21 protein-coding genes are annotated in these 25,943 nt (G+C 67.4%); 12 read left to right on the plus strand and 9 right to left on the minus strand.

The annotated features are described in order from the left end of the window. Positions 1-36: 36 nt before the first annotated feature. The gene (cmk, locus tag HMPREF3113_RS12865; RefSeq protein ID WP_046273768.1) at positions 37-717 is read right to left on the minus strand and encodes a (d)CMP kinase; all 681 of its coding nucleotides are present in this window, start codon (positions 715-717) and stop codon (positions 37-39) included. Between the two features lie 194 nt (positions 718-911). On the opposite strand from cmk, the gene ykgO reads away from it, so the two are divergent. The 6 genes from ykgO (at position 912) to HMPREF3113_RS12895 (ending at position 5,616) form a co-directional block, all read left to right on the plus strand. Next, complete coding sequence (gene ykgO, locus HMPREF3113_RS12870; protein ID WP_017355593.1) at positions 912-1,037, plus strand: type B 50S ribosomal protein L36; 126 nt, start codon at positions 912-914, stop codon at positions 1,035-1,037. A 179-nt stretch (positions 1,038-1,216) separates the two neighbouring features. Beyond that, on the plus strand, positions 1,217-1,543 hold the full coding sequence (locus HMPREF3113_RS12875; RefSeq protein WP_019183101.1) for a hypothetical protein: 327 nt from the start codon (positions 1,217-1,219) through the stop codon (positions 1,541-1,543). 46 nt (positions 1,544-1,589) lie between these two features. Then, positions 1,590-2,624 carry an agmatine deiminase family protein gene (locus HMPREF3113_RS12880; RefSeq protein ID WP_070473147.1) on the plus strand — a complete coding sequence of 345 codons (1,035 nt, stop codon included), beginning with the start codon at positions 1,590-1,592 and terminating at the stop codon, positions 2,622-2,624. 329 nt (positions 2,625-2,953) lie between these two features. Further along, positions 2,954-3,841 carry a carbon-nitrogen hydrolase gene (locus HMPREF3113_RS12885; RefSeq protein ID WP_070473150.1) on the plus strand — a complete coding sequence of 296 codons (888 nt, stop codon included), beginning with the start codon at positions 2,954-2,956 and terminating at the stop codon, positions 3,839-3,841. 19 nt (positions 3,842-3,860) lie between these two features. Next, positions 3,861-4,391 carry a GNAT family N-acetyltransferase gene (locus HMPREF3113_RS12890; protein WP_070473153.1) on the plus strand — a complete coding sequence of 177 codons (531 nt, stop codon included), beginning with the start codon at positions 3,861-3,863 and terminating at the stop codon, positions 4,389-4,391. 4 nt (positions 4,392-4,395) lie between these two features. Further along, positions 4,396-5,616, plus strand: a complete 1,221-nt coding sequence (locus HMPREF3113_RS12895; protein WP_102788351.1) for a TraB/GumN family protein — start codon at positions 4,396-4,398, stop codon at positions 5,614-5,616. Between the two features lie 187 nt (positions 5,617-5,803). Here HMPREF3113_RS12895 and HMPREF3113_RS12900 read toward each other — a convergent pair whose 3' ends face one another. From HMPREF3113_RS12900 to HMPREF3113_RS12910, 3 genes are read right to left on the minus strand one after another with little or no spacing between them, the layout of a single operon-like run. Next, positions 5,804-8,899, minus strand: coding sequence for an efflux RND transporter permease subunit (locus HMPREF3113_RS12900; protein WP_070473156.1), 3,096 nt, complete (start codon positions 8,897-8,899; stop codon positions 5,804-5,806). After that, entirely contained in the window at positions 8,896-12,405 is a 3,510-nt protein-coding gene (locus tag HMPREF3113_RS12905; RefSeq protein ID WP_070473159.1) for an efflux RND transporter permease subunit, read from the minus strand. The genes HMPREF3113_RS12900 and HMPREF3113_RS12905 overlap by 4 nt, the downstream gene beginning before the upstream one ends. Next, a complete protein-coding gene (locus HMPREF3113_RS12910; RefSeq protein ID WP_046273773.1) occupies positions 12,402-13,547 on the minus strand; it encodes an efflux RND transporter periplasmic adaptor subunit in 1,146 nt (381 codons plus the stop codon). Before HMPREF3113_RS12910 ends, HMPREF3113_RS12905 begins: the two co-directional genes overlap by 4 nt. Positions 13,548-13,752: 205 nt before the next feature. Between HMPREF3113_RS12910 and HMPREF3113_RS12915 the strand changes: the two genes are divergently transcribed. Next, entirely contained in the window at positions 13,753-14,145 is a 393-nt protein-coding gene (locus HMPREF3113_RS12915) for a c-type cytochrome (RefSeq protein ID WP_019183109.1), read from the plus strand. A gap of 8 nt (positions 14,146-14,153) precedes the next feature. Continuing rightward, on the plus strand, positions 14,154-14,615 hold the full coding sequence (locus HMPREF3113_RS12920) for a c-type cytochrome (protein WP_019183110.1): 462 nt from the start codon (positions 14,154-14,156) through the stop codon (positions 14,613-14,615). A 249-nt stretch (positions 14,616-14,864) separates the two neighbouring features. Here the strand turns inward: HMPREF3113_RS12920 and HMPREF3113_RS12925 are convergent, their stop codons facing one another. Next, positions 14,865-16,748: an ATP-binding cassette domain-containing protein gene (locus HMPREF3113_RS12925; RefSeq protein ID WP_070473161.1), complete on the minus strand. Its 1,884-nt coding sequence runs from the start codon at positions 16,746-16,748 to the stop codon at positions 14,865-14,867. Positions 16,749-16,784: 36 nt separating this feature from the next. Continuing rightward, positions 16,785-17,681 carry a LysR family transcriptional regulator gene (locus HMPREF3113_RS12930; protein ID WP_070473228.1) on the minus strand — a complete coding sequence of 299 codons (897 nt, stop codon included), beginning with the start codon at positions 17,679-17,681 and terminating at the stop codon, positions 16,785-16,787. A 104-nt stretch (positions 17,682-17,785) separates the two neighbouring features. Between HMPREF3113_RS12930 and HMPREF3113_RS12935 the strand changes: the two genes are divergently transcribed. Continuing rightward, a complete protein-coding gene (locus HMPREF3113_RS12935; RefSeq protein ID WP_070473164.1) occupies positions 17,786-18,862 on the plus strand; it encodes a YeiH family protein in 1,077 nt (358 codons plus the stop codon). A 33-nt stretch (positions 18,863-18,895) separates the two neighbouring features. Continuing rightward, positions 18,896-20,278, plus strand: coding sequence for an ATP-dependent RNA helicase DbpA (gene dbpA / locus HMPREF3113_RS12940; RefSeq protein WP_070473167.1), 1,383 nt, complete (start codon positions 18,896-18,898; stop codon positions 20,276-20,278). Between the two features lie 137 nt (positions 20,279-20,415). Here the strand turns inward: dbpA and HMPREF3113_RS12945 are convergent, their stop codons facing one another. Then, positions 20,416-20,952, minus strand: coding sequence for an adenine phosphoribosyltransferase (locus HMPREF3113_RS12945; protein WP_070473232.1), 537 nt, complete (start codon positions 20,950-20,952; stop codon positions 20,416-20,418). A gap of 264 nt (positions 20,953-21,216) precedes the next feature. Here HMPREF3113_RS12945 and HMPREF3113_RS12950 point away from each other — a divergent pair, with 264 nt between their 5' ends. Next, on the plus strand, positions 21,217-23,664 hold the full coding sequence (locus HMPREF3113_RS12950) for a membrane-bound PQQ-dependent dehydrogenase, glucose/quinate/shikimate family (RefSeq protein WP_083298802.1): 2,448 nt from the start codon (positions 21,217-21,219) through the stop codon (positions 23,662-23,664). A gap of 96 nt (positions 23,665-23,760) precedes the next feature. Next, the gene (locus HMPREF3113_RS12955; RefSeq protein WP_026069769.1) at positions 23,761-24,615 is read left to right on the plus strand and encodes an IclR family transcriptional regulator domain-containing protein; all 855 of its coding nucleotides are present in this window, start codon (positions 23,761-23,763) and stop codon (positions 24,613-24,615) included. A gap of 94 nt (positions 24,616-24,709) precedes the next feature. On the opposite strand, the gene pcaC is transcribed toward HMPREF3113_RS12955, so the two are convergent. After that, positions 24,710-25,102 (minus strand): 4-carboxymuconolactone decarboxylase, encoded by a 393-nt coding sequence (pcaC, locus tag HMPREF3113_RS12960; protein WP_019183118.1) that lies wholly within the window; start codon positions 25,100-25,102, stop codon positions 24,710-24,712. Between the two features lie 49 nt (positions 25,103-25,151). After that, the gene (pcaD, locus tag HMPREF3113_RS12965) at positions 25,152-25,928 is read right to left on the minus strand and encodes a 3-oxoadipate enol-lactonase (RefSeq protein ID WP_070473169.1); all 777 of its coding nucleotides are present in this window, start codon (positions 25,926-25,928) and stop codon (positions 25,152-25,154) included. Between the last annotated feature and the right edge of the window lie 15 nt (positions 25,929-25,943).

A 25,943-nucleotide genomic window follows, 5' to 3' on the forward strand; every position in this document is an offset into this window, starting at 1 on the left:
ACCGTCAATGGACTGACGGCCCTCCTTTACAACGGATCAGGCACCCGAAACCGGAAGCAGATCCAATACCTTGGCAACGACGGCGTCGATGCCAATACCACTGGTGTCGATGACGACGGCATCGTCTGCCGGCTTCAGGGGCGCCACTGTGCGCTGTGCATCACGGGCGTCGCGGGCCATGATCTCGCGCAGGAGGTCGTCAAAGTTAACCGAAACACCCTTGTCTTTCAACTGCTTATGCCGCCGCTCGGCCCGTTCTTCGGCGCTGGCGGTCAAAAACACCTTGAATGGGGCGTCCGGGAAGATCACCGTCCCCATGTCCCGACCGTCGGCCACCAGCCCCGGCTCCATCCTGAATGCGCGCTGGCGCTCTTTCAGCGCCGCCCGGACCTCCGGGATGGCCGCGATGGCCGAGGCCAGGGCGCCGGTGGTCTCCAGGCGCAGCTCGTCGGTGGCGTCGGTCTCGTTGACCAGCACCCGCAGCCCGCCATCGGCCGATTCCACGAAGCGCACGTGGGTGTCGAAGGTGCAGCGGACCAGCGCCGAGGCGTCGGAGGTATCGATATCAGCCCAGCTGGCGGCCACGCCCACCGCCCGGTACAGGGCGCCCGAATCCAGGTAATGCCAGCCCAACCGGCGTGCGACAATGCGGCTGACAGTCCCTTTGCCGGCCCCGGAGGGACCGTCGATGGTGAGCACGGAAGGAAGCTGATTCATGGGTTTCCCTGTAAAATTGACCGCCCATTCTAGCCCCTGCCCGGGGCCTCCCGAGACCTTTTTGGTGCAACCACTTGAAAGGATGGAAAAAAGCCCGGTAGAATGGCGGGCTTGAACGGGCGTCACCTGCCGATTGTCATCTGCATATCGCGGCCGCGCTCCAACCGAATCCAACGTTTACGCCGAGGTATGCAATGAAAGTCCTTTCTTCCCTGAAGTCGGCCAAGTCCCGTCACCGCGACTGCAAGGTCGTCCGTCGCCGTGGCAAGATCTTCGTGATCTGCAAGTCGAACCCGCGTTTCAAGGCTCGCCAGCGCTGAGCCGGCTGGCCTCACGGCCGCCACCGGCCCCTCACCGGGCCGGGTGATGAACAAAAAGCCGCCTCCGGGCGGCTTTTTGCTGCCATTTTTGTTGTAATCGCCGGGTAGCCACGACCGCCGGTGTCAGACCTGTCGCCGCGGGACCTTCCACCTTCTTGACCACTGGGGAGTAGATCGAGATGAAGCGTTACCTGACCACCCTGCCGTTGCTGGCCGTACTGGCCATCTCCAGCGCCCACGCCGACACCCTGCTGATCGACCGCAGCCGTGAAAAGCCCGCCATCGCCCTGCCCGTCCGCGGCCAGAGCATGCAGCAGGTCCAGGCCCGGTTCGGCGACCCGGGCGAGCGCCTGGAACCGCGCGGCGGGCAGAAGCGACAGTGGCCGACGATCAACCGCTGGGTCTACCCGCAGTTCACCGTCTACTTCGAGAAGCAGAAGGTGATCGACGTGGTGGCCAACCGCGCCGACGCCAACGAGATCGGGCCGAAACCGCCGATCCGCTGACCCCTTTCCCTTTGCCCGCCAGACGGCGGGCCATCGCATCGAGATCATGAACGACACGCTCCGCTTTCCGGCCGAATGGGAATCCCAGTCCGCCATCCTGATCGCCTGGCCCCACGCCGACACCGACTGGGCCGACCGCCTGGGTGACGTCGAGGACACCTACATCGCGCTCGTCGCGGCCATCACCCGCTTCCAGCCGGTGGTGATCATCGTTGCCGATGACGACCTGGAGGCGTACGCCGATGCGCGCCTGCGCTCGAACCGGATCGATACGGACCGCGTGCGGTTCGTGACCGCCCAGTACGACGACACCTGGCTGCGCGATTCCGGCCCGATCACGCTCAAGCGCGCCGATGGTGGCTTCCGCCTGCTGGACTTCCGCTTCACCGGCTGGGGCGGCAAGTTCGACGCCAGCCTGGATGACCAGCTGGTCGGCGTGCTGCATGCCGCAGGCCTGTTCAACAATGCCGAGCTGCAGAGCATTCCGTTCGCCCTGGAAGGCGGCGGCATCGAGACCGACGGCGCCGGCACCCTGCTGACCACCTGGCAGTGCCTGCACGAGCGTCATCCGGACCGCAGCCGCGAATCGCTCAGCGCCGACCTGGCCACCTGGCTGGCCCAGGAGCGTGTGCTGTGGCTGGACCATGGCTATCTGGAAGGCGACGACACCGACGCCCACATCGATACCCTGGCGCGCTTCGCTTCGACCGACAGCATCGTCTACCAGGCCTGCGATGACGCCAGCGATTCGCATTACGCCGAACTGCAGGCGATGGGCGCCGAACTGGCGGCGCTGCGTACCGCCGACGGCCAGCCGTACCGCCTGTTCCCGCTGCCGTGGGCGCAGCCGGTGATCGACGAAGGTCGCCGCCTGGCGGCGTCCTACGCGAATTACCTGATCCTCAACGGTGCGGTGCTGGTGCCGGCCTACGGGGATGTTGCCGACGAGGCCGCGCGTGCGGTACTGGCCCAGGCCTATCCGGACCGCGAGATCGTGCCGGTGCCGTGCCGCTCGCTGATCTGGCAGAACGGCAGCCTGCACTGCATCACGATGCAGCTGTCGGCGGGGTTGCTGGCTTAAGCGCCACGACCAACGGTCGTGGGCTACCGCTGTTTGCCAGACCACCGACGCACTGTCGAAGGGATGGCGGGTGTGGAGGTGCGGGACCGTCCGGGCGCCATGGATGGCGCCCACGAGCTCCCAGGGAAGGGTTTACGGCGCGTCCCGCACCTCCGCACCCGCCAGCCCAGCCGCCGCAGCCACGCGCTTGGGCTTGTCCCGATGCTGCTGCGGAGCCGGCCAGCGGCCGGCACTACCCGACGCGTGGGTGTCAGCCATTTAGCAGCCAGCACGCTGCGTGCACCCATCCGCGATAAACTGCGTTTTTCCCCTTGCAGGACCGTCTCCGGATGAGCTCACGCCACACCCTTTCCGTCGCCCTGATCCAGGAGCGCAACCACGGCGATGCCGAGGCCAATCTGGCCGTCATCGAAGCGCGCGTGGCTGAAGCGGCCGCGCAGGGTGCCAAGCTGATCCTGCTGCAGGAACTGCACAACGGTGCGTACTTCTGCCAGCACGAGTCGGTCGAGGAGTTCGATCTGGCCGAGCCGATCCCCGGCCCGAGCACCGAGCGCCTGGGCGCATTGGCCAGGAAGCACAGCGTGGTGATCGTCGGCTCGCTGTTCGAGCGGCGCGCGGCCGGGCTGTATCACAACACCGCCGTGGTCTTTGAAAAAGACGGCACGCTGCTGGGCAAGTACCGCAAGATGCACATCCCGGATGATCCGGGCTTCTACGAGAAGTTCTACTTCACCCCGGGCGATCTGGGCTTCACCCCGATCGACACGTCGGTGGGTCGCCTGGGCGTGCTCGTGTGCTGGGACCAGTGGTATCCGGAAGCGGCCCGCCTGATGGCGCTGGCCGGTGCCGAGCTGCTGCTCTACCCCACCGCGATCGGTTGGGACCCGGATGACCAGCGCGACGAACAGGGCCGCCAGCGAGATGCGTGGGTGCTCAGTCACCGCGGCCATGCCGTGGCCAATGGCGTGCCGGTGCTGAGCTGCAACCGCGTCGGCCATGAAGCGTCGCCGCTGGGCGCGTCGGGCATCCAGTTCTGGGGCAACAGCCATGTGCTCGGCCCGCAGGGTGAGTTCATCGCCGAAGCCGGTGGCGAGCCGACCGTCCTGGTCTGCGATGTGGACCTGCAGCGCAGCGAACACGTCCGCCGCATCTGGCCGTTCCTGCGTGATCGCCGCATCGATGCCTACGGCGATCTGCTCAAGCGCTACATCGACTGACCGACCAGGACACCCCACCGTGACCGTGCAGCTGCGCGACGCCACCGATGCCGATATCGCGGCCATCACCGCGATCTATGCGGTGGAAGTGACCGACTTCGTCAACACCTACGAGTACGACATCCCGGAGGCGGCGGAGATGCTTCGCCGCATGCAGGACATCGTCGGCCGCGGTTTTCCGTACATCGTGGCCGAGGTCGATGGCCAGGTGGCCGGTTATGCCTACGCCAATACCTACCGCGGCCGGATCGCCTACCAGTGGACCGTGGAGAACTCGGTCTACGTGGATGCCGCCTTCCAGGGCCGCGGCGTCGGCACCGCGCTGATGCAGGGCCTGATCGATGCCTGCGTCGCACGCGGTTACCGGCAGATGGTGGCCGTCATCGGCGAGCCGACCAACACCGCCTCCATCAAACTGCACGAGCGTTTCGGTTTCCATACCGTCGGCGTTTTCCGCGGCCTCGGCCGCAAGCATGGCCGCTGGCTGGATACCGTCCAGATGCAGCGCGCGCTCGGCGATGGTGCCGACAGCGCCCCTTCGAATGAATGATGCAATGACAGATACCCTGATCGAGGCCGGCGACACCCTGTTCGCCGGTCAACCCGTGCGCGTGGTCGAGCGCGATGGCGTGCGCTACACCCTGCTGGGCACCGCGCACGTCTCGCAGGCCAGCGTGGAAGCGGTGGAACGTGCAATTGAAAGTGGCCGCTTCGATGCGGTCGCGGTCGAACTGGACGCGCAGCGCCTGCAGGCACTGACCAACCCGGACGCCCTGGCCAAGCTGGACCTGGTGGAGGTGATCCGCAAGGGGCGCGTCGCCCTGTTCGCGGCCAACCTCGCCCTGGCCGCCTACCAGCGCCGCCTGGCCGAGCAGCTGGAGATCGAGCCCGGTGCCGAACTCAAGCGCGCGGTGGTGATGGCCAACGAACGCAACCTGCCGGTGCACCTGATCGACCGCGAGGTCGGCCTGACCTTCAAGCGCGCCTCGCAGCGGCTGGGCTTCTTCGGCAAGATCAAGCTGGTGATGGGCCTGGGCGCAGGGCTGTTCGCCTCCGAGGAAGTCGGCGAGGACGAGATCGAGAAGCTCAAGCAGGGCGACATGCTCGAAGCCAGCTTCGGCGAGTTCGCCAGCGAGAGCCCGGCCCTGTACGAAACCATCATCGGCGAGCGCGACCGCTACATGGCTACGCGCCTGCGTGAAGTGCATGACCCGGCCCAGCGCGAAGTGCTGGCGGTGGTCGGCGCCGGTCATCTGGCCGGTCTGGCCAGATACCTGGAAACCGACACCGATGCGCCGGGCCCGCTGCGCGAGTCGCTGGAAGACGTGCCGAAGAAGCGCAACATTCCGTGGATCACGCTGGCAATCCTGGCCATCGTGCTGACCGGCATCGGCGTGGGCTTCTACCGTGGTGGCCTGGGGGTCGGCAGTGAACTGCTGGCGGTCTGGGCGATGTATACCGGCGGCCTGGCCGGACTGGGCTGCCTGTTGGCCGGCAGCCACCCGTTGAGCATCCTGACCGCGATCGTGGTGGCACCGTTCAAGCCGTTCCGCTTGAGCATCCCGACCGGCGCGTTCTCGGCCCTGGTGGAAGCGCGCCTGCGCAAGCCGGCCTACGAGGATTTCCTGAAGCTGCGCGACGACGCGCAGAGCGTCAAGGGCTGGTACCGCAACCGGGTGACCCGCGTGGTGCTGACCTTCATGCTGACCAACCTGGGCAGCATGCTCGGGTTGTGGCTGACCGGGTTCCAGGTGTGGGGCAAAGTCGCGGGGTGATTCCCGCGCCGGCTGTGAATCGAAAGGCCACGCAATGCGTGGCCTTTTTTGTGCACGAATGGGGAACCGCAGGTAGTGCCGGGCTACGTACCAGGGTGATGGCCGCCGTTTCCATTCGTATATGGACGCCATACGTGGGTGCGTTCCGAAAAAAAAGGAGGCCCGCCCAACGGGCCTCCATGCACCCTCAAACCGATTCTGCGCCGGGCTCGACCACCGGGGCCTCGACGCCGCGGCCACGCGCACGCCGGATGATCCGCGACACCGCCGTGCTCATGTCATCAAGCATCGCGTAGATGGTCGGCAGGAACAGCAGGCTGACCACCGTGGAGAACGCCAGGCCGCCGGCGATGGCGCGGGCCATCGGGTAGTACGGCGGGCCGTTGCCGAGCAGCTGGGTGTCGGTCATGGAGATCGGAATCATCGCCAGGATCGCGGTCCCCATCGTCATCATGATCGGGCGCAGGCGTTCGCGCGAGCCTTCCACCAGCGCCTGGGTCCGGCCCATCCCGCGGCGGCGCAGGTTGTTGATGTGCTCGATCATCACGATCCCGTTGTTCACCACCACGCCCATCAACACCAGGATGCCGATGAAGGACATGATCCCGAACGCGGTGCCGGTGATCCAGAACAGCCAGAACACCCCGAAGATCGAGAACAGCACGCCGCTCATGATCGCCGCCGGGAACAGCAGCGACTCGAACACCGCCGCCATCACCACGTAGATCATCACCAGCGCGATCACCAGATTGAACATCATCTGCGCCATCGCTTCGTTGTCATCGCCGTAGTCGCCGCCGTCGAAGCTGAAGGTGTAGCCGGCCGGGAAGCTCATCGGCTTGAGCGTTTCCTCCATCGCCTTGCGCCCATCCGGCACGGTGACCTTCTCAGCCAGGTTGGCCTTGATGGTCAACGTGGTCTGCCGGTTGGTGCGGCCGATCTGCGTGGCCGACGGCTTGATCGCCACATCCACCAGGCTCAGCAGCGGCACGGAGCGACCGTCGCCGGTACGCACCGTATAGCTGGCCAGGTCTTCCGGGCTGCTCTGCTCGGCACCGGCAAAGCGCACCCAGACCGGCACTTCACTGTCACCGCGGCGGAACTCGCGCAGCGGCGCGCCCCGCAGGGCCAGGCCGACGAAGCTGGCCACCTGCTCGGCATTGAAGCCGAACGCGGCCGCGCGCTCGCGGTCAACGTGGATGGACAACTCGCTGCCCTTCTCGCCGTTGTCGATGCGCACGTCACGCAGCTCCTTGCGCTGGGCCAGCAGCGGCACCACTTCCTCGCCGATCTCCTGCAGCATCTTGGTCGAGTCACCCACCAGCTGCACCTGCACCTGGTTGTTGCCGCCGCCACCGCCGTCGCCGGAGTTGCCGACCACGTAATCGGCACGCGCCGAACGCGGCAGGCCCTTGCGCAGGGCTTCCTGCACGGCGGGCATGTTCTTGGCGTGCTCGGTATCGAAGGTCACGATCGTGCTGCTGCCTTCCTGCTCGCTGTACCAGGAGTACACCTGGGTGATGTGCAGCTCCTCGCGGTGATCGTCCAGGTAGCGCTCCACGCGGGCGACTTCCTCGGACATCTGGCCGAAGGTATAGGCGCCCTTCCAGTTGTAGCCGATGAACACCTCGTGGCCACCCTCGCCACCGAACATGTCGATCTTGGTCAGCTTCATCGGCACCAGGCTGATCAGGATCACCATCACGATGCCGAACACACTCCAGCCACGGTGTTCCAGCGTCCACTGCAGCAAGGTGGCGTAGCGGCGCTGCAGGCGGGCGATCACGCCACTGTCCGAATGCACCAGTTTGGGGGTCTGCATGCGCGCGGACAGCATCGGGATCAGGCTCACCGCGACCAGCCAGGAGGCCAGCAGCGAGACCGAGATCGTGATCGCGATCTGCGACATGAAGATGCTGATGTTGTTGGTCTCGCCGAACAGGTTCGGCACGAACACGATGCAGTGGCACAGGGTGCCGGCGCTCAGCGCGATGGCCACGTTGCGGGTACCGATGATCGAGGCCAGACGCGGCTGGTCCGGCATCCGTTCGCGTTCCTGGTAGATGCTCTCCACCACCACCACGGCGTTGTCCACCAGCATGCCGACCGCCAGCAGCAGGCCCATCATGGTCAGGATGTTGAGGGTCACGCCGGCGAAGTACATGAAGCCCAGGGTGATCACGAAACAGATCGGGATCGCCAGGGTCACCATCAGCGTGGAGGGCCAGTGGCGCAGGAAGAAGAACAGCACCGTGATCGACAGCAGCAGCCCCACCGCGCCGGCCTCGGCCAGCTCCAGCAGCGAGGACGTCACCATCTTGCCCTGGTTGTCGATGACCTTGATCTGCACATCGCGCATGGAGGGCTGCTTGCGGATCGCCTCGACCTCGGCCAGGGCCGCGCGCGAAACCTCCACCAGGTTGGCGCTGCGCTCCTTGAAGATGTCCAGGCCCACGGCCGGGTTGCCATCCAGGCGACGGCCATAGTTCATGCGGGTGGGCTTGAGCCGGATCTCGGCGATGTCGCCCAGGCGCAGGCCCTTGTTGTCGATGACCAGGTCGCGCAGTTCCTGCAGGTCGGTGATTTCACCCACCGGCTGGATGCGCACGCGCTGGCCGTTGTCGTCGATCTGTCCGGCCGAGATCGAGAAGTTCAGCGTACGCAGGCGGTCGCTGAGTTCGTTGATGCTCAGGTTATGCGCGGTCAGCCGGTCCGGGCTGATCGCGATCTCGACCTCATTCGGCGGGGCGCCGGAGATGTTGACCCGCGCCACGCCGGGGATGCGTTCGATCCGCCGCTTGAACTCGCGGTCGAGCATGTCGTACGCGCCGGTCAGGTCGATGGCACTGGCCAGGCGCACCTTCAGCACCGGGTCGTCACTGCTGGACCACTTGAACACGTTGTAGCGCTGCAGGTCGTCAGGCAGGTCGCTGCGGATCGCATCGATGCGCTCACGGGCATCAGAGGCCGCGATGGCGATGTCGCGGTCCCAGTCGGTGAACTCGATGAAGATGCTGGCGCCTTCGGAGGTGGCCGAGGAGCGCATGCGCTTGATCCCGGTCATCGTAGCCAGTGCTTCTTCGGTCGGCCGGATGATGTTGCGCTCGACCTCCTCTGGCGTGGAACCGGTGTACGGCACCTGCACGAACAGGAACGGTGCGGAGATGTCCGGCAGCGCTTCCAGCGGCAGCCGGAACGAGGCGATCAGGCCCACCACCGCCAACGACACGAAACACATGATCGTGGTGATGGGCCGGCGGATGGAGAACTCGGCAATGCTCATGCCGGCTCCTGTGCAGTGCCATGGCCGGTATCGGCAAGCGGCGGCTTGAGGTGGCGGCCGCGCTCGCGGTAGTAGGCATCGCCGCGACGGTCGAGCAGGTCGTACACCACCGGGATCACCACCAGCGTCAGCAGGGTGGAGACCAGCAACCCGCCGATCACGGTGATCGCCATCGGCGCGCGCACTTCGGCGCCCTCGCCCATCGCCACCGCCAGCGGCAGGAAGCCGAACAGCGTGCACAGCGTGGTCATGATGATCGGCCGCAGGCGCGAACGCGCCCCTTCCACCAGTGCCTCACGCTTGGGCACGCCCGCCTCGCGCAGCTGGTTGACCTTGTCGATCAGGATGATCGCGTTCTTGGTCACCAGGCCCACCAGCAGGATCAAGCCGATGAACACCACCACCGAGATCGGCTTGCCGGTCAGCATCAGGGCCAGGATCGCGCCGACCAGCGCCAGCGGAATGGTGAACAGGATGACGAACGGATGCAGCAGCGATTCGAACTGCGAGGCCATCACCAGGTACACCAGGAAGATGGCCAGGCCGAAGGCGAAGATCAGCGAGCGCGCCGAGTCGGCCAGCTCCTCACCCTGCCCGCCGATGTGCATGCCGACACCGGCCCCCAACGGCTGCTTGGCCACCATGTCCTGCACTTCGCGCACGGCGCCGCCCAGGTCGATGTCGCGCAGGTTGGCCGACACCACCGCCACGCGGGTCTGGTCGGCGCGATGGATCTCGCTCGGGCCGTTGGTGGCGATCACCTCGGCCACCGAATCCAGCGTCACCGGCCGGTTGCTGCCCGGATTGACGATCAGGCGGCGGATACTGTCCACGCTGGCCCGGTCACCTTCCTGGGCCCGCACCAGGACGTCGATCTTGCGGTCGCGGAAGCTGTAGCGCGTAGCCACGTCACCGCGCACCTTCTTGACCACCACATCGGCGATCTGCCGCGTGGTCAGGCCCAGGGCACCGGCGCGCTCCTGGTCGAAGCGGATCTGGATCTCCGGGAAGCCCTCTTCCACCGTGGATTTGACGTCGGCGTAGTGCGGGTTGTTACGCAGCATCGCGGCCAGTGCCTTGCCGGCCGTTTCCAGCGTGGCCATGTCCTGACCACGCAGTTCCACTTCCAGCGGTGTGGAGAAGCTGAACAGCGCCGGGCGGGCGAAATCGACCTGCACGCCAGGGTGCTGCTGCATCGATTCGCGCAGCCGCTCGGTGATCGCCGCTTCGGTGCGCGCGTTGCCGCCCCCGGCCATCACGACGGTCAACTTGCCGATGTTCTCGCCGCTTTCGGTCGGGCTGGCATCCAGACGGGTGCCGCTGCCACTGACGCCGTACAACGAGGCGATGCTGGCGTCCTTGGCGTGGGCCAGCTGCATCTCACGGACCAGCGCATCGGTCTGTTTCAGCGGCGTGCCGGCGGGCAGCTTGGCGGTCATTTCGAAGCGGTCCTGGGCTAACTGCGGGATGAGATCCGCACCCAGCATCGGCACCAGCGCCATCGTGCCGACGAAGGCCAGCGCGGCCAGGCCCAGCACCTTGCCCGGGTGGTGCAGCGCGCCCGGCAGCAGCTTGAGGTAACCGCGCTCGGCACCGGCGTAGGGCTTCATCGCCACATCGCTGGCCTTGCGCATCACCGGCCCGACCACGGCCACCAGGCCGCGCCAGACGCGGATCACCGACCACGCGATACCGAAACAGATCCAGCGCACCAGCGTGCCCACGCCCCGGCGGCTGCCGGCGACCGGCTTCAGCCAGCGGCTGTCCGGCTGCCAGGGCTGGTGCGCCGGTTCTTCGGGGAAGGCCAGCGGCGGGCGGCCCTTGAGCGAGCTCAGCATCGGGATCAGGGTCATCGACACCAGCAGCGAGATCGCAATCGCGATCGCCACGGTCAGCGCCTGGTCGCGGAACAGCTGGCCGGCGATGCCATCGACGAACACCAGCGGCAGGAACACCGCGATGGTGGTCAGGGTCGAGGCGACCACGGCCATGCTCACTTCACGGGTGCCGGCGATGGCCGCCTGCAGGATGCTCAGGCCACGTTCGCGCGCCTTGGCGATGCTCTCCAGCACCACGATGGAGTCATCCACCACCAGGCCGGTGGCCAGGGCCAGACCGCCCAGCGACATCACGTTCAAGCTCAGGCCGAGCTGGCCCATGAAGAAGAACGTGGTGATGATCGAGACCGGCAGCGACAGGCTGATCACGAACGTGCTCCAGCCGTCGCGCAGGAACAGGAAGATGATCAGGATGGCGAGGATGCCGCCGATCACCGCGTCCTTCTTGACGTCGCTGATGGCGTGTTCGATGAAGCGTGACTGGTCTTCAATCGTGGTCAGTTCGGCATCGCCGGGCACCTGGCCCTTGATCTGCTCCAGGCGCGCGCGCAGCGCTTCGGCGGTCGAGACCGTGTTGGCATCGCCCTCTTTGTAGATCGCCAGCTCGACCGCTTCCTTGCCGCCCAGGCGGATGATCGCTTCGCGTTCCTTGTAGCCCTGGCGCACGGTGGCGACATCCTTCAGCCGCACCGGCACGCCGTTGGCGATGTTGGTGGAACTGCTGCTGGATGCGCTCTGCGCGGCAGAGGCAGCGGCAACGGCGGCATCCGAGCCGGTCGAGGCGGCGATCGCGAACATCTGCTGCATCGCTGCATCGGCAGCGCTGCCGTTGCTGCTCTGCGTGGTCACCAGCAGGTTGCGGATGTCCTCCAGATCGGCGAACTGGTTGACCGTGCGCACCAGGTAGCGCTGCGAGCCTTCCTCCAGGCGGCCGCCGGAGATGTTGATGTTCTCTTCCTTGAGCCGCTTGATGACGTTGTCGATCGGCAGATTGAGCTGGGCCAGCTTCTGCTGGTCGATGTCGACCTGGATTTCATCCTCCAGACCGCCGCCCACCTTCACCGCAGCCACGCCGGTCACCGGCTCCAGCTTCTTCTTCAGGTCTTCATCGGCATAGCGGCGCAGCTCGGTGAGCTGGCGCACGGCCTCGGCATCGCTGGAAGGATCGGTTTTGGCCGAGATGACCAGGCGCATGATCGGCTCGGTAGACGGATTGAAGCGCAGCAGCACCGGAGACTTCGCCTCCAGCGGCAGGTTCAGCGCTTCCATCTTGTCGCGCACCTCCAGGCTGGCCTGGTCCATGTTGGTGCCCCAGGCGAATTCGAGCACGACATCGCTCTGCCCGGTACGCGAAATCGATTTGAGCTTGCGCAGGTTCTTGACCACACCCACGGCCTCTTCGACCGGCTCGGTGATCAGCGTTTCGATTTCCGCCGGGGCCGCACCGGTGTACTCGGTGCGCACGGTCAGGGTCGGGTAGCTCAGGTCGGGCAGCAGGTTGACCTTGAGATTGCCCAGCGCGATGAAGCCGAACAGCATCAGGGTGACGGTGAACATCGCGATGGTGACGCGGCGGCGGGTGGCGAATTCCACCAGGCCGCCGCCGTGGGCACCGGGGCGTTCGCCCTGGTGCGGATCGTTGCCGTGGTCGTTGCCGGCCGCTGTCATTGACGGCTCTCCGCCTTGGCCGGTGCCGGCTTGGCAGCAGCGGTGGCGGCCGGCTTGGCGCCGATCACCTGCACCGCGGTGCCGTCGCGCAGGGCAACCTTGCCTGCAGTGACCACCTGATCGCCTGCGGCCAGACCCTCGCGGATCTCCACCCACGGGCCTTCGGCATAGCCGAGCTTGACCGGCACGCGCGCGGCCTTGCCATCGCGAACGCGGAACACCGCCGGCTCACCATCGTCGAGCAGCGCCAGGCGCGGCACCACCAAGGCATCGGCGCGCTGGTCATAGTCGATCCGGATGCGGCCGAACATGCCCGGCTGCAGGCCTTCAGCATCTTCGCCAAAGCCGCTGACCACGCGGAACGTGCCGCTGCCGGCATCGACCACCGGCGAGATGCGGTCCACCGTGCCCGGGAAGGTCTTGCCCGGCAGCGCATCGGCGAGCAGCGTCACCGGCTGGCCCGGACGCAGCGTGGCCAGCTCGCGCTCGGGCACGTTGAGCGTAGCTTCCAGGCGCGAGTTGTCGACGATGCGGAAGATCGGCGTGTTGATCTGCACGAAGTTGCCGGTCTTGATCGAGCGCGAGGCGATCACGCCCGAGATCGGCGCGATCACCGTGGTGTAGGACAGTTCCAGCGTGGCCAGCCGGTACTGCGCGCGGACGTTCTCCAGGTCGTACTTGATCTGGTCGACATCGGCGGCGCTGACCATCTGCTGGCCCACCAGTTTCTGGGCGCGCTGGTAGTTGTTCTCCAGCTTGCGCATCTGCGCTTCGCTCTGCGCCACGGCCAGGCGCGCACGGTCCGGATCCAGCCGCACCAGCGGCTGCCCGGCACGCACCTGCTGCCCCTCTTCGACCAGCACCGCCAGCGCGACGCCGGAGGTCTTGGCGACCACCTGCGATTCGCCACGCGGCTCCAGTGCGGCCGTACCGGTGTAGCTGGCAGCGACGGCGCGACGGCTGGCCGCGACGGCTTCGACGGGGACCGCATCGACCTTCTTCTCGGCCTTGCCGTCCTTCTCGGCCGCGTTGGCTTCGGCCGGGCCGGCGCCACCGCAGCCGCTGAGCAGCAGGGTGGAGGTGATCAGCAGTGCAGCGGCACAGCGTCCGGTGCGGCCGAGCAGGAATGATTGTCGCGACATCGTCGTGTCCCTAAGGATGCGTGGGCAGGTGTGGTAGCAAAGTAATTCACCACGTCACGACCACACCATATCCCAAAGGTCATGGTGACCTGCGGCGATGGCCTCCCCCGGCCCGGTTTCAGCTAGATGAAATGGCAGGCTATACTCGGCCCAGTTCCGTACCCCACGCCGGAACGACCAGACCCGTTTATCGGAAAAGGACATCATGCGCCCGCAGCCGCTCGCCGCTTGTCTCGTTCTGGCCGTCCTCCTGCCCCTCGGGGCCGCCGCACAGGCCGCAACACCCGCTCCTGCAGTCCCTGCCACCCCCGCTCCGGCCGCCACCGCGCCGGCGCCTGCCGCCGTCACCGGCCGGTTCGACAATGGCCGGGTCCTGGCCTATACGTGCCAGGGGTGCCACGGCATCACCGGGTACAAGAACGCCTATCCCAGCTACAAAGTGCCCAAGATCGGCGGGCAGACCCGTGAGTACCTCAGCCAGGCGCTGACCGAGTACCGCCACGGCAAGCGCAAGCATCCGACGATGCAGGCGCAGTCGATGAGTTTCAGCGAACAGGAGATCGCCGATCTCGCTGTTTACCTGTCCACCGTCAAATAAGCGCGCTCATGTCGAAAGCCACGCCACTCCAGCGTTACGCCATCGCCCTGTCCGTTGCCCTGCTGATGACTGCGTGTTCGCAGTCTCAGGTGGAGAACAGCGCAGATTCCGCCGCCGATCCGGGCCACGCCAGTGGTGAACACGGGTCCGGCTCCTCCGCCGGCCTGCCGGCCGGCCGCATCGCCGCCGGTGAGGCGCGTGCCCAGGTCAAGGGCAAAGCCACCGGCCAGAGCTGCATCGATTGCCACGGCGCCGACGGCAACAAGCCGATCGACCCGACCTACCCGAAGCTGGGTGGGCAGTACGGGGATTACCTGGCGCACAGCCTGCAGGCCTACCGCGCGGGGGATCGCCAGCACGCGCTGATGACCCCGCAGGCGACCGACCTGAGCGACCAGGACATCGCCGACCTGGCCGCGTATTTCGGCTCACGCCCAACCCAGTTGCGGGATCTGCACGGCCTGAAATGACGACGGTAGCGCCGACCGTTGGTCGGCGGCCTTCCATCCGGCCCCACGAAGCCCTGACAGGCAGAGCCGACCGTTGGTCGGCTGCGCTTCGTTCGGGCGCCATGAACCTCTGACGCCAGCCGACCAACGGTCGGCTCTACAGGTGAGGCGACCAACGGTCGGCGTTACGCGTGCGGCGGACCAGCGGTCGGTGCCATACGTCCCGTACCGTCAAGCCGACCAACGGTCGGCTCTACGTCGATCACCGGGTCAGGCGTCCAGTTCTTCCCAGCGCGCGTACGCGGCGTCCAGCTCAGCCTGGACCTTGGCAAGCTTCGCGTTGTGCGCGGCCATGTCCGCGGCGCTGCGCTGATAGAACGCCGGGTCGTTCATCGCGGCGGTGAGGCCTTCGACGTCCTTCTCCAGCGTTTCGATCTTCAGCGGCAGCTGTTCCAGCTCGCGCGCGTCCTTGTAGCTCAGCTTGCGCTTGGCCTCGGCCGGCGCGGCAGCGGCAGCCGCCGCAGCAACCGGCTTGGCCGCCACCACGGGCGCAGCGGCGGCCGCGGCGGCCACGCGTGCAGCGTGGCGCTGCCAATCGGTATAGCCGCCCACGTACTCGCCGACCACGCCGTCCCCTTCCATCACCATCGTGGAAGTGACCACGTTGTCCAGGAAGTCACGGTCATGGCTGACCAGCAGCAACGTGCCGGTGTAATCGCTCAGCAGCTCTTCCAGCAGCTCAAGCGTTTCCACGTCCAGGTCGTTGGTCGGTTCATCCATCACCAGCAGGTTGGACGGCTGCGCGAACAGCTTGGCCAGCAGCAGGCGGTTGCGCTCGCCACCGGACAGGCGGGTGATCGGTGCGCGGGCGCGCTCGGGCGAGAACAGGAAGTCCTGCAGGTAGGCGTGCACATGCTTGCGCTTGCCGTTGAACTCGATGAAATCGCGGCCTTCGGCCACGTTCTCGATCGCGGTCCAGTCTTCGCGCAGCACGGCACGGTACTGGTCGAAATACGCGATCTGCAGGTTGGTGCCGGCACGCACTTCGCCGCTCTGCGGCTGCAGATCCCCCAGCAGCAGCTTGAGCAGCGTGGTCTTGCCGCTGCCGTTCGGCCCGATCAGGCCGATACGGTCGCCGCGCAGGATCACGGTGCTGAAGTCCTTGACCATCACACGCTCGCCGAAGGCGAACGAGATGTCCTTGACGTCGATGACCTTCTTGCCGGAGTTCTCCGCCTGCGCCGCTTCCATGCGCACGTTGCCGCCCAGTTCGCGGCGCTGCGAGCGATCGTTGCGCATCGCCTTGAGGCGGCGCACACGGCCTTCGTCGCGGGTGCGCCGGGCCTTGATGCCCTGGCGGATCCAGATTTCTTCCTGGGCCAGCAGCTTGTCGAAGCGCGCGTTTTCCTGCGCCTGCGCGTTCATGCGCTCTTCGCGGCGGCGCTCGTAGTTGGCCCAGTCGCCCGGCCAGCTGGTGACCTGGCCGCGGTCGATCTCGACGATGCGGGTGGCCAGTGCACGCAGGAAGCGACGGTCATGGGTGACGAACACCACGCTGCCGTTCCAGTTCTTGAGGAACATTTCGAGCCAGTCGATGGCTTCGATGTCCAGGTGGTTGGTCGGCTCGTCGAGCAGCAGCAGGTCCGGCGAGGACACCAGCGCGCGGCCCAGCAGCACGCGGCGCTTCATGCCGCCGGACAGGCGCGCGAATTCGGCATCGCCGTCCAGGTCGAGCTTGGTCAGGGTTTCGCTGACGCGCTGGTCCAGGCCCCAGCCGTTGGCGGCATCGATCTTGGCCTGCACGGCCGAGAGCGCATCACCGTCGAAATCCTCGGCCATGCTCAGGTGATGGAACTCGGCCAGCCACTGGCCCAGCTCGCCCAGGCCATCGGCAACCACATCGAACACGCTGCCGGCGGCACCGTGCGGGACCTCCTGTTCCAGGCGGGTGATGCGCACCCCCTGCTGCACGCGGACTTCGCCGTCATCGGGCTTGTGATCGCCGGACAGCAGTTTGAGCAGGGTCGATTTGCCGGCGCCGTTGCGGCCGATCAGGGCGATACGCTCGCCCGGCTCGATCGACAGTTCGGCTTTTTCCAGCAACAGGGGGCCGCCGACGCTGAAGTCGACGTTTTGCAGAGTAATCAGAGGCATCCGACCATTGTACGGTCTGGCGATGCGCGGCGTCGCTTACTGCTGACCGAACGCGTCCGCAGCCAGCCCCAGCAACGCCCCCAGCACCGGCGGCACCCGCTTGCCGGGATGGCGTACCAGCCACAGCTGGCGCGACATGGGCGGCAGCGGCGTTTTCACCACGGTCAGCGTCCCCAGCGCGAGCAGATCGGCGACCGCATGCCGCGACAGGCACGCCAGACCTAGCCCGGCTGCCGCCGCCTGTTTGATCGCCTCGGTGCTGCCCAGCTGCATGGCGCGGGCGAAGTGGTGCAGGTGCGGCAACAGCGCCTGTTCGACCGCCTCGCGGGTGCCCGAGCCCGGCTCGCGCAGCAGCCAGCGGGCCTGTGCCAGCGCCGCGACATCCATGCGGGCGGTCCCCGGCCCTGTCGCGGCCACGATGACCAGGTCGTCGCGTTGCCACGGCAGCACCTGCAGGCCACTTTCGTGGCAGGGCCCTTCAATCAGGCCCAGATCCACCTCCAGGCGCTGGACCGCCGCGACGACGTCGGCGCTGTTGCCGATCCGCAGGTCCACCTGGGCCTGGGGGTTGTCGGCCAGCAGCGTGGCGACGCGGGGCGGCAGCAGGTAGTTGCCGATCGTGGTGCTTGCCCCGAGGCGCAGCAGCAGGCGCTGCGCACCGGACGCGACCTGCCCGACCCCGGCCAGCCGCTCCAGATCGGCCGCGGCCACCAGCAGCGCGCGGGCGGGATCCAGCAGCGCCCGACCCTGCGGGTTGAGGATCAGCCGGCGCCCGATGCGGTCGAACAGCGGGCTGGCCAGCTGGCTTTCCAGTTCATTGAGCGCTGCGCTCGTGGCCGATTGCGACAAGGCCAGCTGCGCCCCTGCCGCAGCCGTGGTGCCGGCGTCGGCGATCGCCACGAACACCTGCCATTGGCGGAGGGTGAGGTGCATGACGGCCATTAACGCACCAAACAGGTCGAAATAACAGAAACAATGCGTTTTACAGGTTTATGCGCGGGGCGCAGGCTATCGCTGTGATCTGACTGGAGCTACCCGTGAACACCCCTGCAGCCGCCCTGCCCTCACCCACTACCGCCCAGCGCTGGCGCGGCCGCCTTCCCGGGCTTCTGCTGACCGGCGCCGTGGCTGCAGCGGCCATGGGACTGGCGCCGCTGCCGTGGCTGCAGAGGCACGGCATCAGCGCGCTGACCCTGGCCATCGTGCTCGGCATCGCGCTGGGCAACACGCTTTACCCACGGCTGGCGGCTTCGGCCGGTGCCGGCGTTGGCTTCTCCAAGCACTGGCTGCTGCGTGCGGGCATCGTGCTGTACGGCCTGCGCCTGACCTTCCAGGATATCGGCCAGGTCGGTGTCGGCGGGGTGCTGACCGATGCGCTGGTGCTGACCAGTACCTTCGCGCTGGCGTGGTGGGCCGGCACGCGCTGGTTCGGCCTCGACAGGGAGAGCGCCCTGCTGATCGGTGCCGGCAGCTCGATCTGCGGTGCGGCCGCGGTGATGGCGGCCGAGCCGGTGGTGCGCGGGCGCGCGGACCAGGTGACCGTGGCGGTCTCCACCGTGGTGGTGTTCGGCACGCTGGCGATGTTCCTGTACCCGGCGCTGTACCAGCTCAACCTTGCCCACGGGTGGATCCCGATGGACACCCAGGCCTACGGCGTGTTCACGGGCTCGACCGTGCACGAAGTCGCCCAGGTGGTCGCCGCCGGCCGCGCGGTCAGCGAGGGGGCTGCCGACACGGCCGTGATCGCCAAGATGGTGCGGGTGATGATGCTGGCCCCGTTCCTGATCGGGCTGTCGATGCTGCTCGCACGCGGTGGCGTGCCGGGTGCGTGCGGCCAGCGCGCGAAGATCGTGGTGCCGTGGTTCGCGTTCGGCTTCGTCGCGGTGGCCGGGCTCAACTCGCTGCAGATGCTGCCGGCCGCCATCGTCAGCGCGGCGATCGATCTGGACACCGTGCTGCTGGCCATGGCCATGGCCGCGCTTGGCCTGACCACGCATGTGTCGGCCCTGCGCAAGGCCGGTATGAAGCCGCTGCTGCTGGCGCTGCTGCTGTTTGGTTGGCTGCTGGCGGGCGGGCTGGGGATCAACCTGGGCATGCGCGCACTGCTGGGCTGAGGCACGCCGGGCGGACTTCTGCGACACTATCGCATGTCTGAATTCTCCTCCCTGCCGCTGAAACCAGCGCTGCTGCCCGGCATCGATGCCATGGGCTATACCTCGCTCACCCCCGTGCAGGCCCAGAGCCTGCCGGCCATCCTTGAGCGCCGCGATGTCATCGCACAGGCCCCGACCGGCAGCGGCAAGACCGCGGCTTTCGGGCTGGGCCTGCTGCAGGCGCTGGACCCGTCGGTGACCCGCGCCCAGGCGCTGGTGCTGTGCCCGACCCGCGAACTGGCCGATCAGGTCGGCAAGCAGATCCGCAAGCTGGCGACCGGCATTCCGAACCTCAAACTGCTGGTGCTGACCGGCGGCATGCCGCTGGGCCCGCAGCTGGCCTCGCTGGAAGCGCACGATCCGCAGGTCGTGGTCGGCACCCCCGGGCGCATCCAGGAACTGGGCCGCAAGCGCGTGCTGCACCTGGGCGGCGTCACCACCCTGGTGCTGGATGAAGCCGACCGCATGCTCGACATGGGCTTTGAGGAGCCGATCCGCGAGATCGCCGGGCGCACCAGCAAGGACCGCCAGACGCTGTTGTTCTCGGCGACGTTCCCGGATGAGATCCGCGAGATCGCCCGCGTGCTGCTGCGCGACCCGGTGGAAGTGACCGTGGAAGGCGCCGACCATGCGCCGGCCATCCGCCACCTGTTCTGCGAGACCGAGCTGGCACTGAAGCAGAAGGCGCTGGCCGGCCTGCTGCTCAAGTACACGCCCGAATCGGCCGTGGTGTTCTGCAACACCCGCCGCGATGTCGACGATGTCGCCATTTCGCTGCAGCAGTTCGGCTTCTCCGCGCTGCCGCTGCACGGCGAGATGGAACAGCGCGACCGCGACGAAGTGCTGGTGCGCTTCGCCAACCGCAGCTGCAACGTGCTGGTCGCCAGCGACGTGGCCGCGCGCGGGCTGGATGTGCAGGACCTGGCGGCGGTGATCAATTACGAGCTGCCGACCGACATCGAAACCTATGAGCATCGCGTGGGCCGTACCGGTCGCGCCGGTGCGACCGGCTTGGCGATCAGCCTGGTGACGCATCGCGAGCGCAACCGCGCCGATGCGCTCGAAACCGCACAGCGCAAGCCGCTGGACTGGCAGAAGACGCCGCTGGCCACGGCCCGCCCGCCGGTGCTGCCGCAGGCGGCAATGACCACGCTGCGCATCGATGGTGGCAAGACCGACAAACTGCGCCCGGGCGACATCCTGGGGGCGCTGACCGGCGATGCCGGGCTGGCCGCCAAGTACATCGGCAAGATCGATATCTACGCCACGCGCTCGTATGTCGCCATTGCGCGCGAGCAGGCCGGCCGGGCGATCGCCCAGCTGGAGGCCGGCAAGATCAAGGGCCGCCGGTTCCGCGTACGCAAGATGGATGTCTGAGCGGTAGAGCCGACCGTTGGTCGGCTGATCGCTTCACGCATTGGGTAGAGCCGACCGTTGGTCGGCTGCACTTGCGTTGGGGCGTTTGAGGTGCCGGCCAGCGGCCGGCACTACCAGTGCCGGCGCGCCGTCTGGAATCAGTACACCAGGTTCGCCAGCAGCGGCACGTCACTCGTCCAGCGCTCGCGGCCGCCAAGCCCGGCCAGTTCCACCAGCACGGCCGCGCCGACCACCTCCACCTGCAGCTGGCGGGCCAGCGACAACGCCGCCAGCAGGGTGCCGCCCGTGGCGAGCACATCATCGATCACCAGCACGCGTGCACCGGCCGGCAAGGCATCGGCGTGCACTTCGATGCTGTCGGTGCGGTATTCCAGGGTGTAATCCTGGCGCAGCACCTTGCCCGGCAGCTTGCCCGGCTTGCGCACCGGGACGAAGCCCACGCCCAGCACCCGCGCCATGGCCGCGCCGAGGATGAAGCCGCGCGACTCGATCCCCATCACCGCCTGCAGGTTGGCATCGCGCCAGGGCGCGACCATCGCATCGATGGCGGCAGCGAAATCCGGGCCGTCGGCGAGCAGCGGCATGACGTCCTTGAACAGGATGCCCGGCTTGGGGAAATCGGCGATGTCGCGCAGGCGGCCGGCCCAGGCGGGCGTGGCGGAAGACTCGGTCATGGGGTTGGAAACGAACAGGGTGGCATAGGGTAAACGCTTCGGCGCGGGGCTGCCGGTCGCCGGCGCCTGGGCATTGCTGCGTTCCAGCAATGACATCGTCCGCTCACCTCGAATTCGCACACACGTGCGATAATCGCCCTAACTGGTTGTTCACCTCGCTTCCGCGATAAGCAGCGAAGCGACCCATGGTCCCCGCCACGCACGGCGCGCGCGGGCCTGACCGGTGCCGGTCGGCACCGGATTTCCTGTAGAGGTTCATGCAACGTGGACGAGAACACGAAACCGTCGGCCCTGGGCCGCACTCTGGTGGTCATTCTTGGCATCGTGGTGATGCTGTTCGGGCTTGCCCTGCTGGTAGGCGGCATCCGCCTGGTCCAGCTCGGCGGCAGCTGGTACTTCCTGCTGATGGGCGGCGGTTCGCTGCTGGCCGGCCTGCTGCTGGTCCTGCGACGTCCGCTCGGCGCGGCACTGTATGCGGTGGCCTTCATCGCCACCGTGGTGTGGGCCCTGGCCGATGCCGGGCTGGCGTTCTGGCCGCTGGTCTCGCGGCTGGTGATGCCTGCCGTACTGGCGATGCTGGTGGCGCTGGCCTGGCCGGCGCTCAAGCGCAGCCGCGGGCAGCCCGCCGGGCGCGGGGCCTATGCCGTCGCTGCCCTGCTGCTGGTCGGCCTGCTGGGCACAGCGGTCTCCGCCTTCCAGCCGCGTCCGGTCGTTACCGCGCAGGGCGCGCGCCCGGCCGTCGTGCCGGTCGCCAAGGGCAGCGAACAGCGCGACTGGATGCACTGGGGCAACACCACCGCCGGCACCCGCTTCGCCGCGCTGGACCAGATCACACCGGCCAACGTGGCCCAGCTGCAGGTCGCCTGGACCGCACACACCGGCGATGTGCCGCAGAGCGATGGCTTCGGCGCCGAAGACCAGCTCACGCCGCTGCAGATCGGGCAGACCCTGTACCTGTGCACGCCGCACAACCGGGTGATCGCGATGGATGTGGACAGCGGCCAGCAACGCTGGGCGTTCGATCCCAAGGCCACCGCACCGAACTGGCAGCGCTGCCGCGGACTGGGCTACTTCGATGCCAGCCTGCCCTTGAGTGGCGTACCCACCGTGGCGGCTGCTGCCCCGGCGGCGCCTGCGCCCGAAGCCCCGCAATCACCGGCGGCCGCCGTCGCCGGTAGCGCGCCGGCGATCTGCGAAAAGCGGATCCTGATGACCTCCATCGATGCGCGCCTGTTCGCGCTGGATGCGGCCACCGGCGCGCCGTGCACCGATTTCGGCGACAACGGCGTGGTCGACCACAAGCAGGGCATGGGCGAGATCAAGCCCGGCTTCTACACCCTCACCGCCGCACCGCTGGTGGCCGGTGAGCTGGTGATCGTGGGCGGCCGCGTGGCCGACAACATCGAGGTCGGCGAGCCGTCCGGCGTGGTGCGCGCCTACAACGTGCGTACCGGTGCGCTGGCATGGGTCTGGGACCTTTCCAGGGAAACCCCGGAAGTGCCGCTGGATCCCTCGATCCATTACACCCGGGCCACCCCGAATGTGTGGACCTCGATGGCCTATGACCCGCAGCTGGGCCTGGTCTATCTGCCCACCGGCAACACCACGCCGGACCAGTGGGCCGGCGAGCGCACCCCGCAGGATGACAAGTACAGCTCGGCGGTGGTGGCGCTGGATGTAGCCACCGGTAAAGAGCGCTGGGTGTACCAGACCGTGCATCACGATCTGTGGGATTACGATCTGCCCGCACAGCCGACCCTGACCGACGTGCCCGATGGCAAGGGCGGCACCCTGCCCGCCCTGCTGCAGGTTACCAAGGCCGGGCAGGTGTTCATGCTCAACCGCGCCACCGGCCAGCCGATCACCGAGGTGCGCGACATCAAGGCGCCGCAGGGCAAGGCCGATGGTGAGCGTTATTCCCCGACCCAGCGGCTGTCGGTCGGCCTGCCGCAGATCGGTGCGCAGACCCTGGCCGAATCGGACATGTGGGGCGCCACGCCGATCGATCAGATGCTGTGCCGCATCCAGTTCAAGGGCTTCCGCTACGAGGGCATGTTCACCCCGCCGGGCGAAGACCTCGCGCTGCAGTGGCCCGGTTCGCTGGGCGGCATGAACTGGGGCAGCGCATCGGTGGATCCGACCACCGGCTACCTGTTCGTCAACGACATGCGCCTGGGCCTGTGGACCAAGCTCATTCCGCGCGCGCAGATGACCGAAGGCGCCGGCGGCGTGGAAATGGGCGCCGCCTCGCAGACCGGCACGCCGTATGGCTCGCTGCGCGATCGCTTCCTGTCCAAGCTGGGCATCCCGTGCCAGCAACCGCCGTTCGGCACGATGTCGGCGATCAACCTGGCCACGCACGAGCTGGTCTGGCAGGTGCCGGTCGGCACGGTCAAGGACACCGGGCCGATGGGCATCAAGATGCGCCTGCCGATTCCGATCGGCATGCCGACCCTGGGCGGCTCGCTGGCCACGCAATCGGGTCTGCTGTTCTTCGCGGGCACCCAGGATTACTACCTGCGCGCCTACGACAGCCGCACCGGCGAAGAAGTGTGGAAAGCCCGCATGCCGGTAGGCAGCCAAGGCACGCCGATCACGTATGTATCGCCGAAGACCGGCCGCCAGTACGTGGTGATCTCGGCCGGTGGCGCACGCCAGTCGCCGGATCGTGGTGACTACGTGATCGCCTACGCGTTGCCGGCCACGCGCTGATTCGCGCGCGCCACGGTCCACCGACCGTGGCGCGGCGGCTTCGCTTCGCCGCGTGCAGCCCTTACCATGCACGATCACCGAGCACGAATCACCGCCATGTCTGCCGCACCTCCCAGCCGTCGTCCCAAGCGCGCCCCTGCCCCACCGCAGGATCGCGGGCTCAGCCACGAGCTGATGCAGCAGATCCAGGACAACCAGGGCGATCCGGATTTCATGACGTCCCTTGGCCGTGGCCTGGTCGTGCTGAGTGTGTTTTCGCAGCACCCGCGCGAAGTGACGATGTCGCAGATCAGCACCGAAACCGGTATTTCGCGCGCGGCCGTGCGGCGCGTGCTGTACACACTGGAGAAGCTGGGCTACGTGGGTGAGCAGGGCCGTGGCTTCGTGCTGCTGCCGCGCGTGCTCGGCATTGGCGGCGCCTACGTGGCCTCTTCGTCGATGACCGCTGCTGCCCAGCCCGTGCTGGATGCGCTTCGCGACGACCTGCATGAGTCGTGCTCGCTGGGCGTGCTCGACGGTGATGATGTGCTTTACGTGGCCCGCGCTGAAACAGTTCGGATCATGTCGATCGGCCTGCGCGCCGGCAGCCGCCTGCCGGCGTACTGCACCTCGATGGGCCGCGTGCTGCTCGCGGCATTGCCGCGCGACACGCTGGAAAGCTACCTGGAGCGCAATCCGTTGCGGCCCCGCACCGAGCGCACCGTCACGCGCATGGAGGACTTCCTGGAGATGCTCGATCGCGTGCGCCGCGATGGTGTTTCCCTGGTGGACCAGGAACTGGAGATCGGCCTGCGCTCGATCGCCGTACCGGTGCATGCACGCAATGGCACCGTGGTGGGCGCCCTCAACATCGGCACCCAGGCCGGGCGCATCAGCTTGGGCGTCATGCAATCGCAGCTGCTGCCGCGGCTGCGCGAAGCGGCCCAGCGGCTGGGCAACCTGCTGCACTGAGGCGGGGTTGTCTGGCGTTGTGGGGTTGCCGGCCAGCGGCCGGCACTACCGGTGCGTCGGTAGCCGACGATGGCGTCGGTGGCCGGCGATGCCGTCACCCGGTCTGTTCGCCCGCCTGCTCTTCGAGGATCGGCCTGGCCAGCGCGAAGGCGTGATTGGCGGCAGGTACGCCACAGTAGATCGCAGCCTGCAGCAAGGCTTCCTTGATCTCGTCCGGGGTGACGCCGTTGTTGCGGGCGGCGCGGATGTGCAGCTTGAACTCTTCGTCGTGACCCAGCGCCACCATCATCACGATGGTCAACAGCGAGCGGGTATGCCGCGGCAGGCCCTCGCGCGTCCAGACCGTGCCCCACGCCGTGCGCGTGATGAAGGCCTGGAACTCCTCGGTGAAATCGGTGCGTGCCTGCAGCGAGCGCTCTACGTGCGCGTCACCGAGCACGGCGCGGCGTACGGCGAGGCCGGCTTCGTATCGTTCCTGTTCGTCCATTGTGGGCTGCTCGTTGTGAGGTGGGGGCGTGCCGACCATCGGTGGCCGGTCAGCGAAGATGGGCGGCGAGCGCTGCTGTGAACGCCACGGCGGATTCGATGTTGCAGATGTGGCGCCCGGGCACAGTGATGGCGTGGCCATCGGCCACACCCTGCGCGATGGCGTCCAGATCCGCCGGCGGGCACACCGGATCATCGTCGCCGGCGATCGCCAGTGTCGGCACCTGGATGCGCCCCAGCTGATCGCGGAAGTCGGCCGTGGCCACGGCATGGCAGCAGCCGATGTAACCGCCCACGTCCGTGGCAACGAAGCGCTGCAGGATGTCCTCCACCACGGCCGGCTCCGCCTGCGCGAAGGCCGGGGTGAACCAGCGCTCGGCCGTTCCCTCGCGCAGCGGCAGCAGGCCGTCGCGTTGCACCTGGGCAATGCGTGTGTTCCAGCTTTCCGGCGTGCCGATCTTCGCGGCCGTGGCGGCTACGGTCAGCGTGTGCAGGCGCTCGCCGGCATGCACGCCCAGCCATTGCCCGGTCAGGCCGCCGATGGAAAGCCCGCAGAAATGGCTGCGCTCCACACCCAGGTGGTCCCACAGCGCAACCACGTCCGCGCCCAGCCCGGCGACGCTGTACAGGCCCGGGGCGGCGCTGGACTGGCCATGCCCGCGGCGGTCATAGCGCAGGATACGGAACCGTGCCGACAGCGCATCGACCTGCCGGTCCCACATGTGCAGGTCGGTGCCCAGCGAGTTGCAGAACGTCAACCACGGCGCATCGACCGCCCCATCGATGCGGTAATGCAGGCGGTGCGATTCCAGCTCAAGAAACGGCATGCAACACTCCAGAAA

This window comes from Stenotrophomonas sp. HMSC10F06 (genome assembly GCF_001807865.1).
GTDB lineage: Bacteria > Pseudomonadota > Gammaproteobacteria > Xanthomonadales > Xanthomonadaceae > Stenotrophomonas > Stenotrophomonas bentonitica_A.

What these genes read in the sequence shown, in the direction of transcription:
- cmk (WP_046273768.1), bottom strand. Translation starts at nt 717, where the DNA reads ATGAATCAGCTTCCTTCCGTGCTCACCATCGACGGTCCCTCCGGGGCC.
- ykgO (WP_017355593.1), top strand. Translation starts at nt 912, where the DNA reads ATGAAAGTCCTTTCTTCCCTGAAGTCGGCCAAGTCCCGTCACCGCGAC.
- HMPREF3113_RS12875 (WP_019183101.1), top strand. Translation starts at nt 1,217, where the DNA reads ATGAAGCGTTACCTGACCACCCTGCCGTTGCTGGCCGTACTGGCCATC.
- HMPREF3113_RS12880 (WP_070473147.1), top strand. Translation starts at nt 1,590, where the DNA reads ATGAACGACACGCTCCGCTTTCCGGCCGAATGGGAATCCCAGTCCGCC.
- HMPREF3113_RS12885 (WP_070473150.1), top strand. Translation starts at nt 2,954, where the DNA reads ATGAGCTCACGCCACACCCTTTCCGTCGCCCTGATCCAGGAGCGCAAC.
- HMPREF3113_RS12895 (WP_102788351.1), top strand. Translation starts at nt 4,396, where the DNA reads ATGACAGATACCCTGATCGAGGCCGGCGACACCCTGTTCGCCGGTCAA.
- HMPREF3113_RS12900 (WP_070473156.1), bottom strand. Translation starts at nt 8,899, where the DNA reads ATGAGCATTGCCGAGTTCTCCATCCGCCGGCCCATCACCACGATCATG.
- HMPREF3113_RS12905 (WP_070473159.1), bottom strand. Translation starts at nt 12,405, where the DNA reads ATGACAGCGGCCGGCAACGACCACGGCAACGATCCGCACCAGGGCGAA.
- HMPREF3113_RS12910 (WP_046273773.1), bottom strand. Translation starts at nt 13,547, where the DNA reads ATGTCGCGACAATCATTCCTGCTCGGCCGCACCGGACGCTGTGCCGCT.
- HMPREF3113_RS12915 (WP_019183109.1), top strand. Translation starts at nt 13,753, where the DNA reads ATGCGCCCGCAGCCGCTCGCCGCTTGTCTCGTTCTGGCCGTCCTCCTG.
- HMPREF3113_RS12920 (WP_019183110.1), top strand. Translation starts at nt 14,154, where the DNA reads ATGTCGAAAGCCACGCCACTCCAGCGTTACGCCATCGCCCTGTCCGTT.
- HMPREF3113_RS12925 (WP_070473161.1), bottom strand. Translation starts at nt 16,748, where the DNA reads ATGCCTCTGATTACTCTGCAAAACGTCGACTTCAGCGTCGGCGGCCCC.
- HMPREF3113_RS12930 (WP_070473228.1), bottom strand. Translation starts at nt 17,681, where the DNA reads ATGCACCTCACCCTCCGCCAATGGCAGGTGTTCGTGGCGATCGCCGAC.
- dbpA (WP_070473167.1), top strand. Translation starts at nt 18,896, where the DNA reads ATGTCTGAATTCTCCTCCCTGCCGCTGAAACCAGCGCTGCTGCCCGGC.
- HMPREF3113_RS12945 (WP_070473232.1), bottom strand. Translation starts at nt 20,952, where the DNA reads ATGACCGAGTCTTCCGCCACGCCCGCCTGGGCCGGCCGCCTGCGCGAC.
- HMPREF3113_RS12955 (WP_026069769.1), top strand. Translation starts at nt 23,761, where the DNA reads ATGTCTGCCGCACCTCCCAGCCGTCGTCCCAAGCGCGCCCCTGCCCCA.
- pcaC (WP_019183118.1), bottom strand. Translation starts at nt 25,102, where the DNA reads ATGGACGAACAGGAACGATACGAAGCCGGCCTCGCCGTACGCCGCGCC.
- pcaD (WP_070473169.1), bottom strand. Translation starts at nt 25,928, where the DNA reads ATGCCGTTTCTTGAGCTGGAATCGCACCGCCTGCATTACCGCATCGAT.